The sequence below is a fragment of the Bacteroidales bacterium genome, from assembly GCA_012519055.1.
Classification (GTDB): domain Bacteria; phylum Bacteroidota; class Bacteroidia; order Bacteroidales; family Salinivirgaceae; genus JAAYQU01.
In genome coordinates this window covers 13,943-27,790 of the sequence record JAAYQU010000046.1, presented here as the reverse complement: position 1 = coordinate 27,790, position 13,848 = coordinate 13,943, and the positions used below count along the sequence as shown (strand labels likewise).

Below are 13,848 nucleotides of genomic sequence, written 5' to 3'. Positions count from 1 at the left end.
ACAACAGACGTAATTTAATCAATATTATTTTAGTTTAAAAAATGTTTTAATTAACGAGCTTTCAAGTTTCTCGTTATTGTAGCGACCCATAAATGAATAAATAATTATAGCAGATATTACTCCTATTAATGAGCCAAATGTAATATCAATCATAAAATGTTGTGAGAGATACATTCTTGAATAGCCTACAAGCATCGCTATTATTAAGAAAAGAACTTTTAACCATCTGTTTTTTATCATAAAAATGAATATAAAAAACAGGGCAAAAGCGCTTGCCGTATGACCGGATGGGAAACTGTAATAATTAGCTACTTTTACACCTTCAACAAATCTTAGAGAATATTCGGGAAAGGCTTCGAAGTAGAGATTAGGACGTGGAGAGTCGTTAAAAATTAAATTTTTTATTAATTGCACAGTAATTCCTGATAAAGCAAATGCTAAAGTTTGTGTAATTGCGGTTTTGTATTTGTAAAGTATAAGCAACAGGCAGAATGAAGCTACAAAAAAACCATCTCCTAAAATTGTAATGTATCTGAAAATAAAGTCTAGAGTTTCATTTGAATTTCTGTTGATAAACAAGTGTATGTGGATCTTATCAAACGATAAAAGAATTAATATTGCAGAAATGAATACCAACAAATATATAGTGAGTATAAATCGTTCGCTTTTAATCAAACTTCTCATAATCAAATTAAATTAATGCAATAATAATAAAAGTAATTTGATAGCTGTTCAACAGTTATGTTTTAGATAGCTTATATTTTATGCATTAAAAATTCTTAGGAAAATCCAAAAAGTGAAAAATCTTCTTATGTTAATGGTTTTCAGTTAAATAACAACTAGATGCTGTCTGTCTGTAACTTTTTCGCAATATCTACATTTTAAAGCTACTTTTTCTTTATCAACAACTGTAAATTTTGTGACTACAGCTTCGTTATTCGTTATGCATTTTGGGTTAACACATTTAGCAATTCCGATAATCTCTTCGGGGACTTCAACAACCCACTTTTCTGTGACGGTGTAATCGTGAATAATATTTAATTTAGCTTGTGGTGCAACCAATGCAATGCGGTTTATCTCATCAACCTCGAAAAACTTGCCCTCAATTTTTATGATTGCTTTTGTACCCAATTTTTTGCTTGGCAAGTTAGTTCCGAATGTCATTGTGGTATTTAGTTTATCTAGCTTTAAAATAGAGATAACATCGAAAAGTTGATTGGCAGGGATATGATCAATTACAGTTCCCTCTTTTATAGCGCTTACACTTAATGTTTTGTCTTTCATATGTTTAGTTCTTTATTATTATCAATTATTTAACACCCAATATTTTAGAAATAATAGCTTGGCGAGTGTACACGCCATTAAGCGCTTGATGAAAATAGTATGCCTTAGGATTTGTGTCCACATCGGTACTAATTTCGTTGACTCTTGGCAGAGGGTGTAAAATCTTCATATTATCTTTGGTATTCTGTAGCATTGAATTTTTCAGTACATATGCATTTTTTACCTTTTCGTACTCAATTGGGTCCGAAAAACGCTCTCTTTGAACCCTTGTCATATATATGATATCAGAGTATTGCAATGCATCTTCTAATTCAGTATGTTCATAATACTTTAATCCTTTATTATTTAAGAAAGCCTTATATTTTAGGGGAATTCTGAGTTCGTCTGGCGAAATAAAGTTGAAAGTTGGGTTAAACTCTGATAGTGCCATAATCAAAGAGTGAACTGTACGTCCATATTTTAAATCGCCTACCATGGCAATATTCAAATTTTCTAAAGTTCCTTGTGTTTTGTAAATGCTGTACAAGTCTAACAAGCATTGTGTAGGGTGCTGGTTTGCTCCGTCACCTGCGTTCACAATTGGAATATTACATATTTCACTAGCAAATCGTGCGCTACCTTCGATGGGATGTCGCATTACAATCAAATCAGAATAGTTTGCTACCGTGAGAATAGAATCTTTTAGTGATTCGCCCTTTTGCACGCTTGATGTCCCCGCATCGGTAAATCCAATGACTCTTCCTCCTAATTTATTAACTGCACTTTCGAAACTCAGGCGAGTCCTTGTTGATGGCTCAAAAAAAAGGGTAGCAATAACGTATCCTCGTAATATGTCCTGAATTGGATCTTTTTCAAATTCGGAAGCGACTCTTATAATTTCTAAATAATCCTCTTTCGAATAATCGGTAATTGATACTAAACTTTTGTTCTTCATCACTTTAGTTAATGTTTGCTAAAACAAATATGTAACTGTTTGCTAAAAAACTTTATCTTATTATTAGCAAGCAAATATTTTATTTGTTTAATTGTTGAATATATTGTTAATACTAATACTGGTAGCTTTGTTGTGAGAAAAACGGAAATGGAGGAAATTGAAAAAAGTTGCCTGATGTTTAAATACGATTTGTTTTGATCTGTTTGATTAGTAAATGACATCTAATTTTTCCGTCTTTTTTGTTTTGTCTTAGACGATACAAATATAAGTTACTACTTTTAATTTTTACTATTTATTTTTTTAAATGTTTTGCGTAATTTTGCTATTTATTTCTCATTCCTTGTTAAGATATTTCTAGAAACTATATAAAAACTAATTGTTTTAACAATTTTGTAACATTTGAAGAAATAATCCGTATATTTGGCAAGGTTTTAAGTTTTGACAGAGAACAACTGTCAACATGGTTTTAAGGGTTAATAAATGGTACGAGAGAGATGAATTCATCTCTCTCGTTGTTGTTTTAAATAGTTTTGCAAGTTGTGCAGCGATAAAAAAAGCTTATATGCTTTGCAATAGCTTCCGTGCTTTTATTTGAGCACAAAATTAAAGTCTGCTTTCAATAACTTTCCAATCTAAAACGTTCCAGAAGTTTTCAATGTATTTAGGTCTTGCGTTTTGGGTGTCTAAATAATAGGCGTGTTCCCAAACATCAATAACCATTAAACATTTAGTACCTGTTCTAATTGGAGTTTCGGCATTTGAAGTTTGTTGAATAGATAGTTTCCCTTTGTCGTCTTTAACTAACCAAGCCCAACCGCTGCCAAAAAGTGTAGCAGCAGCTTTATCAAATTCAGCTTTAAACTTCTCTAATGAACCAAAACTTGAGTTTATAAGGTTTTCCAATGTCCCCGAAGGGCTTTTTTTAGGAGTTGATGATAGCTGCTCAAAATAAAATGTGTGATTCCAAACTTGGGCGGCATTGTTGAAAATTCCACCAGAGCTTTTTTTAATAATATCAAGCAGCGACATCTGTTCAAATTCGGTACCTTTAATAAGGTTGTTTAAATTGTTCACATACGTTTGATGGTGTTTCCCGTGATGGAATTCAAGCGTTTTTTGTGAAATATGCGGCTCGAGCGCATTTTTTGCATATGGCAATTCAGGTAATTTGTGTGTCATAAAAAAATAGTTTAGTTGATTATACTTTAAATATACATATTAAACTGTAAAAAAAAACTTTCCGGCGTTATGAGCATTTGAGGGAATAAAAGTGCGGTTTTCAGTGTTGCTCATAGTTGCATGTGTACTGGTACAGTTATGCGAGTGAGTCGTTAGGGTGCCGGAAAGTTTAATCATTTAAATATTTCGGATAATTATACATATTGTCAAACATCTAATGTCAGAAATTACCCTCTTATGAATGTGCTTTCGCGCATTAACAGGATTACCCTGACTACCTCTGTTTATTGCAATAAGTGTACCATTTTTATCAAGTAATAGTATTTGAACTTGGCTAAATAGTGTGATAAGTTTAAATAATTGTAGAAATATTAATTTACAATGAGTTGTCTAGCAGATACTTCTCAATTTTTTTAACAGCGTGATGATACGAGGCTTTAAGTGCGCCAACACTTGTATCTAAAATTTTCGACATTTCAGAAAATTTCATATCATCGAAGTATTTCATATTGAATACTAAACGCTGTTTATCAGGTAGTTGCTGAATGGCTTTTTGAAGTTTTAACTGTATTTGGTCACCAGATATTTCGTTTTCAGATTGTAATAGTGACATGTTGTGTTCATACAAATTGTTAGAACCTGTTAAATGGCGTTTTTTCTTGTCTATAAAATTGATAGTTTCATTTGTTGCAATTTTGTAAAGCCATGTAAAGAGCGATGAATCGCCTCGAAAAGAATCGAAACCTTGATATGCTTTGAGAAGGGTGTTTTGTAAAATGTCGTCTGTATCACTGTGGCTAATAACCATTTTACGAATATGCCAGTAAAGTCGTTGACCATACTCAGATACCAAAAGTCCGAAAGCACGATTATGGTTACTTTCGGACTTCATTAGTTCAATTATTTTTTTATCTATTTGCTTGTTGCTCATTTAATGTGTTAGGTACACGAAATTAGCATTTTTTTAAAATAAGTATTTGATTTAAAGACATATATGTTTTTAAATAATCTTAAACTGAAATATTTATTTGCGTTTTAGAACTTTCTCTACAGCCTTGACAACGTCTTTGGTATCAAGACAAAATTTTTCTAAAAGCTGTTCAGGTGTTCCGCTTTCGCCAAACTGGTCATCTACAGCTACGTACTCAATAGGTGTGGGTAGTTTTTGAGCCAACAGTTGAGCAATACTGTCGCCAAGTCCGCCATTCATTAAGTGTTCTTCAGCAGTAACAACAGCTTTTGTTTTGGCTACCGATTTTAAAACAGCTTCTTTGTCTAAAGGCTTTATTGTGTGGATATTTATCAACTCAACATCAATGTTTTTCGCAGATAGAATTTCAACGGCTTCAATGGCTTTCCACAGCAAATGACCTGTGGCAAAGATAGTTACATCTTTGCCCTCTTTAAGTGTCCACGCTTTACCAATTTCGAAACGCATATCTTCAGGTGTAAAATTGGGTACTTTTGGACGTCCGTAGCGCAAATATACAGGACCTTTATATTCTGCCGCAGCGATGGTTGCCGCTTTTGTTTGATTAAAGTCAGCCGGATTTATTACTACCATGTTTGGCAAAACCTTCATCAAAGCAATATCTTCCATAGTTTGGTGTGTTGCACCATCTTCACCTAAAGTAACACCTGCATGTGATGCGGCAATTTTAACGTTTTTATTGCTGTAAGCTATGCTTTGACGGACTTGGTCGTAAACGCGTCCGGAGGCAAATTCGGCAAAGGTTCCCGCAAAAGGTACTTTCCCCCCAATAGTTAATCCTGCTGCTACGCCCATCATATTTGCTTCGGCAATTCCTGTCTGGAAAAAGCGAGTTGGAAATTCAGCAGCAAACTTATCCATTTTTACGCTGCCTGTAAGGTCGGCACAAAGTGCAACTATGTTTTCGTTCTTCTTTGCAGCTTCAAAAAGCCCCTCGCCAAACCCCGATCGGGTATCTTTATCTCCAGTATTTTTAAAAAGAGTCATATTTTTTAGATATTTTATAATTGAGAACTACAAAGTTAAGCATTCATTTTAAATAGAATAATATTTTGCAGGCTCAATTGGTAAATGCAATTCAAGTGTGTGATAATAAGGCAGGTGTCAGCTAAAGATAATACAGTTTACTGATGCAAAGCAACGAATTAAAAATAGAGTTAAACCATGTAAAGCAGCTTAACTCTTAATATTATTTTTTTTTAAAACGATATAGAAACGTTTAATTTCTAAATTTGTAGCTAAAATAAGACTAAAACCATGGTAAATAAAATTCTTTTTCAGCTGTTCAGGGCTTTTGTTTTTTCAGTAGGAATAACGCCGTTTTGGATTCTACAGTTAAACTCGCACTTAATGGCGTTTGTTTTGTATCACGTTGTGGGATATCGCAAAAAGGTGGTTTATAGCAATTTACACAAGTGTTTTCCTGAAAAAGACGAAAAGGAGATAAGAGGAATTGCCCGAAAGTTCTATTTACATCTATCTGATGTAATCCTTGAAACTTTGAAAGGATTTTATATGTCGGAACGTCAATTAAAAAAACGTTGGAAAGTGTTGAATCCAGAGGCTTTGGATAAATATTTTTTGGAGGGCAGAGATGTTATCAATCTTGCCTCGCACTATGGTAACTGGGAGTGGGGAATTTTGGCTGTAGATATGCAAATAAAACATCAAACAGTATCTATCTATATGCCAATGACTAATGTTTTAATGGAGAACTGGTCGCGTAAAAAGCGTGAGCGTTTTGGTATGCAAATGGTATCTATCAAGGGTACCCGTGATTTCTTTATGTCGAAAAAAGAGAAGCCCTCGAGTATAATATTAGCTGCTGACCAAAATCCAACAAATGTCCAAAAATCAATAATGGCAAAGTTCTTTGGATACGATACGCCTTGTTTACATGGAGCTGAAGAGTATTCGCGCACTCAAAATATACCACTTGTCTATTTTGATGTTCAAAAGGTTAAGCGTGGCTATTATACGTTGGAGATAATTGATATGATTGAAAACCCGGCAGAAACCAAGTATGGAGAAGTTACCCAAAAGTATATGGCTAAAGTGGAAGAGATAATTAGGCGCAAGCCAGAGTACTATCTATGGTCGCATAGACGTTGGAAACACAGTGACGAAACAATTGCGCAGATGATGGAAATGCACAGACAACGAGTAAATTCAGGGGTTTAGATTAGCAAAAAAAGTAACTATTATCGGCACTAACACTGTTAACACTGTTCCGTGGAAAACAGAAATTAAAGCGTAATCGCTACCCGAGTATTTTGTTATTATCGGTAATGTAGTATCCATGCTTGTTGCGCCACCCGACGATATGGGTGCAATTTTTCCGAAATACCGCACTAAAACCGGTGTAAATACCAATGTAAACAGCTCCCGTATTATATTTGATAACAGAGCGATAGCTCCGAGAGCCTCTCCGCGTATGCTTGATATATAGATACTTGATAAACTGTAATATCCGTATCCTGCACCAATTGCCCATATATCGTAAATACTTATGCCGCTAATAAAGAGTGCTGAAACGGTAACTCCCAAAAATGTCCCTACAATAGTTATTAGAGGAATAATAACCATTTTCCAATTGATTTTTTTGATAATTGACAGCGACTCTTTGTTTGAACCAATGCCAATTCCAACCAAAAACATCAGTAAGTAAAGAGTATACTCATCGACATTATAATTTTGCAGGTCGAATGGTAAAATGTCGTAATATCCTACTAATGTGCCGATTATAAAGAATATAAGTATTATAAGGCTTCCAAGCATAGGTTTACTTACGGTTTTTGAAAATTGCTATATATGCCCACCAAGCCAACAGAACGCTCCCTGCGATAGCTCCGAGCGATATTATCATAGCCTGTAAGCCTAATGTTTGCAAAGAATTCATTATGTTTTTATCGTTCCCGATTGCAACGCCCAAGACAAACAATAGTGCAAAAATTACTACCATAGTAAGTTTTTCGATAAAGCTTTTAGTTTTTGACTTATTTCGCAAAAAATAGCCAACAATAATACCTAAAGCAATGATAATTATTACAGTAAACATAGTGCGTTATGATAAATTATTATCATCATTCATTAAATCGGGGCGTAGCCTGCGTGTTCGTTCCAATGATTGGTTAAATCTCCATTTTTCTATTTCGGCATCGTTGCCAGAGAGCAGAACATCTGGAACTTTCCAGCCTCTGTATTCCGCAGGGCGTGTGTAAACAGGTGGAGCGAGCAAACTGTCTTGAAATGAATCGGTTAACGCCGATGTCTCATCGCTAATAGCACCCGGAAGTAGCCTGACTACAGAGTCGCAAATTACAGCTGCTGCAAGTTCGCCACCGGTTAAAACGTAATCGCCAATTGAAATCTCTTCAGTAATTAAGTGGTCGCGAATACGTTGGTCTATTCCCTTGTAGTGACCACACAATATCATTATGTTTTGCTTTGTCGATAATCGGTTGGCTGTCTGTTGGTTAAACCTCTCGCCATCGGGTGAAGTGTAGATAATTGTATCATATTCTCGCTCGGACGTTAGCTGTTCTATAGCCCTAAAAACAGGGTCAATTGTCATAACCATACCGGCACCACCGCCGAAAGCGTAGTCATCAACACGTTTGTGCTTGTTGGTTGACCAGTTGCGGATATCGTGAATAAAAATTTCTACAACTTTTGCTTCACGAGCTCTTTTTAAAATCGAGTGCTCGAAAGGACTGCTTAATAGTTCAGGTAAAACTGTAAGAATATCAATGCGCATGGCTTGCCGTAATAATTGTCAAAAATACCAATTTGTTTATCAATTGTCAAAAGCAGTGGAATTGTTTTTAGAGAGTCTTGCGTGCTATGAAAGAAAAGCATATGGCTACTGGCTTTTTTTCTCATAACGGTTGGCAATAAGAGACGTAGGACAATTAAAAGTAGCTACCTATCAATTTACCAAGCTGTTTATTAAATGTTATGTAGTTCAAATTTACCACTTTCCGCCCTATGTTTTTTTATTGCGTATTACCTGCTATCAATTTTATCTAATTCTTCAAAAAACCAATCATAAAGCCTAATAAATTTTTCGTATTCTGATTTGTCTTTCAATAATTTAATGTCAAAAGATGGTCTTTTGTCAATTTTGTCTTCAGAAATACTAACTCCTTTTATTTCATTCAGTTTCTCTAAAATTTTCATTCTTGTTTCAATGCTGTCAAATGGTGGCTTGTCTTTATACCACTGAAAATAAATTTCAATTTTTCCATAAGTCCATATTGCAAATGGAAAATGAGAATTATCCGATAAGTCCAATGCTGGAACAATTGAACCACTCCTTTTCCCTTTTCCAAACCAAAATCGGGAAACTTTGTTTTCAAGATGCTCAATTATTTTTCTAACTATATCTCCTGCAATTTTTCCGTTTCTTCGTTCCAATTCATTGAAGAAGGTTTCCTCTGTCCATTGGTTGTATTCTCGAAGTCCCTTTTTTATTTGAGCAGAATAAGTCTGTCCAATAACTCTCGGAACAAGCGTTTTTATTGTTTCATTTCCAAATTGTTTGATTTCTAATCCAAGTACTTCTGCAGGAGTCATTTGTTCATTTAGGAATTCAATAATTCTTTGAAGTTCTTTAGGGATTTTGTCTGCGATAAATAACATTCTTATTTTTCCTGCTTTCAAATTAGTTCCAACAGTATCCCAAAATTTTTCAATATCTCCTGATTCATCAATCAATTCTTGAATTTTTATTTCAGGGTCAATGTTAATTGTTTCACAATATTTTTCATACTTATTTCTAATTTCATTTAACGACCAATAAGTTACTGCATTTGCAGCATAATCAAGCATTTGTCCAACTACTTCTCTTCTTATTCTCGTGTCAGAACTTCTTTTTACTTCTACTAATGTTGGTATTCCGTCTTGGTCAATAAATAAATGGTCTAATGACCAAATATTATTTCCTGCTTCTTCATTTGGAATTCCAAATTCTCTTGAAATAAGTATCCATTTTCTTGGATTGTCAGGATTTATTTGACTACCTGAAATTAAATTAGGGTAATTCTCTAATAATTCCTGAAAATGTTTTTCAGTCATGAATTCACTTTCATTCAATTCTACCAAAGATTGGTTTTTATTTAATATGAATATCTGTTCATTCATCCTGTCGGTTTATTATAGTTGCAGGTAACGTATTGTTTACGATATCCAACCCTTAATCTCTTCAATAGTAGGATTTTGCAATCCAAGTTTGAATTTTTTATTGACACCACATATTGCCTGATGTATTTTATTCACATTTGTCTCTTTTAATGATGAAACTGTTAGAAATCCTGCTTTTTTAATTGCATCGACCCAGTCGCTTGGAACGCCGATTGCTGTGAATTTTTCAGGACTATCTGTTTCAGCCTTTTTCTCGGGACGCATTTGTGGGAAAAACAGGACATCTTGTATAGATGGTTGATTTGTCATTATCATTGCAAGTCTATCGATTCCTATTCCCATTCCTGCTGTTGGTGGCATACCATATTCTAATGCTCTCACAAAATCGTGGTCGATAAACATTGCCTCGTCATCGCCTTTTTCGCTTAGTTTCAGTTGTTCTTGGAAACGTTCAAGCTGGTCGATTGGGTCGTTAAGCTCTGTATAGGCGTTACACAACTCTTTGCCGTTAACCATTAGCTCGAAACGCTCAGTCAGCTCGGGGTTTGTTCTGTGTTTTTTGCAAAGAGGAGACATCTCTATTGGGTAGTCGATGATAAATGTTGGCTGAATCATGTGTTGCTCGCACTTTTCGCCAAATATTTCGTCTATAAGTTTGCCTTTCCCGAATGATTCGTCAACCTCAATGTTCAATTCTTTACATATTTTTCGAAGTTCGTTTTCATCTTTTCCTGTGATGTCGATACCTGTATGTTCTTTGATGGCGTCAATCATAGTAACTCGTCTGTACGGAGCTTTGAAATCCAAGACTTTGTCGCCAACCGTTACTTTTGTTGTCCCGTGAAGTGCTATAGCTACTTTTTCCAACATTGTTTCGGTAAACCCCATCATCCAGTTGTAATCTTTGTAGGCAACATATATCTCCATAACTGTAAATTCGGGGTTATGGGTTCTATCCATACCTTCGTTTCTGAAATTTCTGGAAAATTCGTAAACACCTTCAAATCCACCGACTATAAGTTTTTTCAAATATAGTTCATTGGCTATCCGAAGATACAGAGGTATGTTTAAAGCATTGTGATGGGTAACGAATGGACGTGCTGCTGCTCCACCTGGAATAGGTTGTAAAATGGGTGTCTCAACTTCTAAGTATCCACGTTCATTAAACATTTTACGCATGGTGTCAACAATGATAGTGCGTTTCACGAAAACGTCTCTTATGTGTGGGTTTACTATTAGATCGACGTATCTTTGTCTGTACCTTTGTTCGGGGTCGGTAAAGGCATCGTATGTTACGCCATCTTTCTCTTTTACTATTGGTAATACACGCAGTGTTTTAGATAGTATCTTGAATTCTGATACAAAAACACTTTTTTCACCAACTTGAGTAACAAAAGCATATCCTTTTACACCTATGATGTCACCTATATCTAGATGCTTTTTAAATACTTCGTTATATAGTGTTTTATCTTCGCCTTTGCATATTTCATCGCGGTTGAAGTAGAGTTGTATTCTTCCTTTACTGTCCATAAGTTCAGCAAATGAAGCTTTGCCCATAATTCTACGGCTCATTATTCTCCCCGCCAAACTTATGTTTTGGAAGTTGTTTTGTTCGGGGTCAAATTTTTCTCTAATGTCTTCTGTGGTTGTATTAACTTCATACGTTTCCTGTGGATAGGGTTCAATTCCCATTTTCCTTAATTCCTGCAGTGACTCACGTCTGATTATTTCTTGTTCGCTTAGATCTAAAATTGTCATATTGTAAAAAGTTGTTCTTTGTTTAATAGAGTGGCAAATATATTCAAAATATGTCACTAAATATTATACAAATATCATGAAAAACAAAGGAGGGCTTTTGTTGCTCTCCTTTTGTATTTTATTAGGCTTTGTTCTTTCTGAATTTTTCTATATTGCGTATTAGCCAAGGTTTTTTTGGTAAAACATCGTCGAAATACTCTTCATGAGCTCCGTAATAATTATCGTATCCATATCCATAATTATAACCGTACCCGTAACTATATCTATAGCTTCTGTATCCATAATATCCACTGCTTTTTATATCATTCAGTGCTATTGCCAGATTTTTTATACCTCTGTTTTCGTATAAGTCGTTTATGATATTATAAACTGGTCGGGTTGTATATCTTAATCTGATAACAAAGACGTTTATGTCACATAATTTTGAAATATAAACTGCGTCGCTGACTAATGCTACAGGAGGAGTGTCAATAACAATTATGTCGTACATAGATTTTAATTGCGATAACAATTCTTTAAATTTAGCAGACTCAATGAGTTGATTTGGGTTTGGAGGTTGTATACCTGTGGGAATTAAATCTAAGTTATTGATTTTTGTGGGGAAAATTATTTCATCTAACGATACTTTATTAAGCAAATAATTTGTGATACCTATATCATTTTTAATATCAAAACTCTTATGAATTTTTGGGCGCCTTAAATCTAATCCAACAATAACTGTCTTTTTGTTTAGCGAAGCATAAACTATTGCTAAGTTAGTTGAACAGAATGTTTTTCCTTCTCCACTTATACCCGATGTAATTGAAATAATTTTACTTCCTTCTTCCCCAATCATAAATTGCAAGTTTGTTTTTAGGCTTCTAAACGATTCTGCGATTGAAGATCTCGGTTTTTCGTCAACTACGTGTTCCAAAAGGGTTGTGTTGTGTCCAATGCCTCCGAGTATAGGTACCATAGTGTTTTCTTCAACTTCTTTTCTGTCTAAAATTTTTAGGTTTAGGAAATCGAGTATTAAAATTAATAGTATGGGTATTAAAATACCGGTAAATACACCCATCATCAGATTTTGTTTTCTTTTAGGATAAAGTTGACTTATACCACTTAACCCTGCAGCATCAAGTACTTTAGCATCTGATAATATACTGGATTTTGTAATTCCAACTTCGGCTCTTTTTTCAAGTAAATAGGTATAAATGTTGTCGTTTAAAGTAAATTTTCTTTGAATGTTTAATAAAAGTCGCTCATTAACAGGCTGCTTTTTAAGTTCGGCAAAGACATCATCTATTCTCTTATTTAAATCAACAATTCTAATATTAACTTGTTCTATAAGTGATTTAACATTCATTTCAAGCCCCTCTTCCAAGCCTGAGATTTTTTGATCAAGTAGTGTAATAGAGGATATTTCTTTGCGAGTAGAATATGCTAAACTATGTTTTTCAGATTTTGCCTGATTTATCTGAGAAATTATATTGGTAAGTATAGGATCGTTTATTCCAGCTACACCCGGGGCAAGTATTGAAGGGTCACTTTTCTTATCTTCTAGCTGTTTTTTTAAATACTTAAGATATTTATACTTTACAACCTCTTGATCTTTTTCTGTTTGCAAAGATTCGTACTTGGATAACAACACTTGACCTTCTTTGGATATATCTATAACATCGTTTTCTAAGCGGAAGTTCTGTAAACGTATTTCTGCTTTGTATAGTGAGTCAGTGATATCGGATAGTTGTTGATCAATAAAGTCAATAATGCTCTCTATCATTTGATGTTTCTCTTCTAAATCACGTTTGATGTATAGTTCGGTAAGTGTGTTTAGATAATCAATCTCTTTACTAGGAACTTCACCAGATGATGAGAGTTTTAAAATTGTTCCATCTTCTGACAACTTACTTATTTGTAACTTAGATCTATATCGCTGTATTTGAGACTCGGTATCGTTAAACCAGATAGAATATTTGTCTGGACGAATTGTATTATCATTGCCTAGGGATATGACACGAAATCGAAACAGATCGTTTTCTATCCATTCGCCATAATCAACCGTAACATATTCTCCAAGAGTTTCAAAGTGTATTTTAATTTTGTTGTTGTCTAAAGGTGTGAGTATGAAAGGGGTGTGTTTTGCCTGCACAAAACTTGTGTCGTAGTCAATATAGAAAAGATTATTTTTATATACTTCGCCGTCTCTAATTCGTCCTAATCCAACATATGTCACATCAAAATTAAGTTGATTAATAACCTTTGAGTTTAGATCATACGATTTAAGAATGGAGATCTCATTTTCTAAATTCTTTTCTTTTTTGATCAGATTTAAACCATCAATTAAACTTCTATCAAAATAGCTTGAACTATTATCAATTGACAAAACCATTGTGGTTGATACCCCGTAGACTGGAACTGTGTATCTGTTAATAACATAAGCAACCGTGTAGCCTACTAAACTTCCTAAAACTAACCAGTACCAATTTGCTAAGAGCCTGAATAAAATTCTTTTTAAGTCGATGTTGTCGCTACTTTGTATCTGATTGACCAATTGTTGTTCCATGGTTTGAACCTAAAA

The 13,848-nt window shown here is 34.4% G+C and carries 14 protein-coding genes; 1 reads left to right on the top strand and 13 read right to left on the bottom strand.

The features are described 5' to 3' along the window. Positions 1 to 24: 24 nt before the first annotated feature. The 6 genes from GX311_09580 to GX311_09555 all read right to left on the bottom strand — a co-directional run bounded on the left by GX311_09580 (position 25) and on the right by GX311_09555 (position 5,375). Positions 25 to 684 carry a phosphatase PAP2 family protein gene (locus tag GX311_09580; protein NLK16632.1) on the bottom strand — a complete coding sequence of 220 codons (660 nt, stop codon included), beginning with the start codon at positions 682 to 684 and terminating at the stop codon, positions 25 to 27. Positions 685 to 828: 144 nt separating this feature from the next. Next, positions 829 to 1,284: an aspartate carbamoyltransferase regulatory subunit gene (locus tag GX311_09575; protein NLK16631.1), complete on the bottom strand. Its 456-nt coding sequence runs from the start codon at positions 1,282 to 1,284 to the stop codon at positions 829 to 831. A 25-nt stretch (positions 1,285 to 1,309) separates the two neighbouring features. Continuing rightward, the gene (pyrB, locus tag GX311_09570) at positions 1,310 to 2,218 is read right to left on the bottom strand and encodes an aspartate carbamoyltransferase (GenBank protein NLK16630.1); all 909 of its coding nucleotides are present in this window, start codon (positions 2,216 to 2,218) and stop codon (positions 1,310 to 1,312) included. 603 nt (positions 2,219 to 2,821) lie between these two features. Then, positions 2,822 to 3,397: a superoxide dismutase gene (locus tag GX311_09565; GenBank protein NLK16629.1), complete on the bottom strand. Its 576-nt coding sequence runs from the start codon at positions 3,395 to 3,397 to the stop codon at positions 2,822 to 2,824. Positions 3,398 to 3,773: 376 nt separating this feature from the next. Continuing rightward, the gene (locus GX311_09560) at positions 3,774 to 4,328 is read right to left on the bottom strand and encodes an RNA polymerase sigma factor (protein ID NLK16628.1); all 555 of its coding nucleotides are present in this window, start codon (positions 4,326 to 4,328) and stop codon (positions 3,774 to 3,776) included. A 93-nt stretch (positions 4,329 to 4,421) separates the two neighbouring features. Beyond that, complete coding sequence (locus GX311_09555) at positions 4,422 to 5,375, bottom strand: transketolase family protein (GenBank protein NLK16627.1); 954 nt, start codon at positions 5,373 to 5,375, stop codon at positions 4,422 to 4,424. A 270-nt stretch (positions 5,376 to 5,645) separates the two neighbouring features. On the opposite strand from GX311_09555, the gene GX311_09550 reads away from it, so the two are divergent. Then, positions 5,646 to 6,569: a lysophospholipid acyltransferase family protein gene (locus tag GX311_09550; protein ID NLK16626.1), complete on the top strand. Its 924-nt coding sequence runs from the start codon at positions 5,646 to 5,648 to the stop codon at positions 6,567 to 6,569. Here GX311_09550 and GX311_09545 read toward each other — a convergent pair. From GX311_09545 to GX311_09515, 7 genes are all read right to left on the bottom strand, one after another. Next, positions 6,558 to 7,166, bottom strand: coding sequence for a lysine exporter LysO family protein (locus GX311_09545; GenBank protein NLK16625.1), 609 nt, complete (start codon positions 7,164 to 7,166; stop codon positions 6,558 to 6,560). The genes GX311_09550 and GX311_09545 overlap by 12 nt on opposite strands. A 4-nt stretch (positions 7,167 to 7,170) precedes the next feature. After that, on the bottom strand, positions 7,171 to 7,446 hold the full coding sequence (locus GX311_09540) for a lysine exporter LysO family protein (GenBank protein NLK16624.1): 276 nt from the start codon (positions 7,444 to 7,446) through the stop codon (positions 7,171 to 7,173). Between the two features lie 6 nt (positions 7,447 to 7,452). Continuing rightward, on the bottom strand, positions 7,453 to 8,145 hold the full coding sequence (gene trmD, locus GX311_09535) for a tRNA (guanosine(37)-N1)-methyltransferase TrmD (GenBank protein ID NLK16623.1): 693 nt from the start codon (positions 8,143 to 8,145) through the stop codon (positions 7,453 to 7,455). After that, complete coding sequence (locus GX311_09530; GenBank protein NLK16622.1) at positions 8,106 to 8,270, bottom strand: hypothetical protein; 165 nt, start codon at positions 8,268 to 8,270, stop codon at positions 8,106 to 8,108. Before GX311_09530 ends, trmD begins: the two co-directional genes overlap by 40 nt. 123 nt (positions 8,271 to 8,393) lie before the next feature. Beyond that, complete coding sequence (locus tag GX311_09525) at positions 8,394 to 9,530, bottom strand: hypothetical protein (protein ID NLK16621.1); 1,137 nt, start codon at positions 9,528 to 9,530, stop codon at positions 8,394 to 8,396. A 36-nt stretch (positions 9,531 to 9,566) separates the two neighbouring features. Then, positions 9,567 to 11,288, bottom strand: a complete 1,722-nt coding sequence (gene lysS / locus GX311_09520) for a lysine--tRNA ligase (protein NLK16620.1) — start codon at positions 11,286 to 11,288, stop codon at positions 9,567 to 9,569. Positions 11,289 to 11,409: 121 nt separating this feature from the next. Then, complete coding sequence (locus tag GX311_09515) at positions 11,410 to 13,833, bottom strand: polysaccharide biosynthesis tyrosine autokinase (GenBank protein NLK16619.1); 2,424 nt, start codon at positions 13,831 to 13,833, stop codon at positions 11,410 to 11,412. Between the last annotated feature and the right edge of the window lie 15 nt (positions 13,834 to 13,848).

Excerpts from the sequence above, each read along its gene's own strand:
- GX311_09580 (NLK16632.1), bottom strand. The coding sequence starts at position 684 with ATGAGAAGTTTGATTAAAAGCGAACGATTTATACTCACTATATATTTG.
- GX311_09575 (NLK16631.1), bottom strand. The coding sequence starts at position 1,284 with ATGAAAGACAAAACATTAAGTGTAAGCGCTATAAAAGAGGGAACTGTA.
- pyrB (NLK16630.1), bottom strand. The coding sequence starts at position 2,218 with ATGAAGAACAAAAGTTTAGTATCAATTACCGATTATTCGAAAGAGGAT.
- GX311_09565 (NLK16629.1), bottom strand. The coding sequence starts at position 3,397 with ATGACACACAAATTACCTGAATTGCCATATGCAAAAAATGCGCTCGAG.
- GX311_09560 (NLK16628.1), bottom strand. The coding sequence starts at position 4,328 with ATGAGCAACAAGCAAATAGATAAAAAAATAATTGAACTAATGAAGTCC.
- GX311_09555 (NLK16627.1), bottom strand. The coding sequence starts at position 5,375 with ATGACTCTTTTTAAAAATACTGGAGATAAAGATACCCGATCGGGGTTT.
- GX311_09550 (NLK16626.1), top strand. The coding sequence starts at position 5,646 with ATGGTAAATAAAATTCTTTTTCAGCTGTTCAGGGCTTTTGTTTTTTCA.
- GX311_09545 (NLK16625.1), bottom strand. The coding sequence starts at position 7,166 with ATGCTTGGAAGCCTTATAATACTTATATTCTTTATAATCGGCACATTA.
- GX311_09540 (NLK16624.1), bottom strand. The coding sequence starts at position 7,446 with ATGTTTACTGTAATAATTATCATTGCTTTAGGTATTATTGTTGGCTAT.
- trmD (NLK16623.1), bottom strand. The coding sequence starts at position 8,145 with ATGCGCATTGATATTCTTACAGTTTTACCTGAACTATTAAGCAGTCCT.
- GX311_09530 (NLK16622.1), bottom strand. The coding sequence starts at position 8,270 with ATGAGAAAAAAAGCCAGTAGCCATATGCTTTTCTTTCATAGCACGCAA.
- GX311_09525 (NLK16621.1), bottom strand. The coding sequence starts at position 9,530 with ATGAATGAACAGATATTCATATTAAATAAAAACCAATCTTTGGTAGAA.
- lysS (NLK16620.1), bottom strand. The coding sequence starts at position 11,288 with ATGACAATTTTAGATCTAAGCGAACAAGAAATAATCAGACGTGAGTCA.
- GX311_09515 (NLK16619.1), bottom strand. The coding sequence starts at position 13,833 with ATGGAACAACAATTGGTCAATCAGATACAAAGTAGCGACAACATCGAC.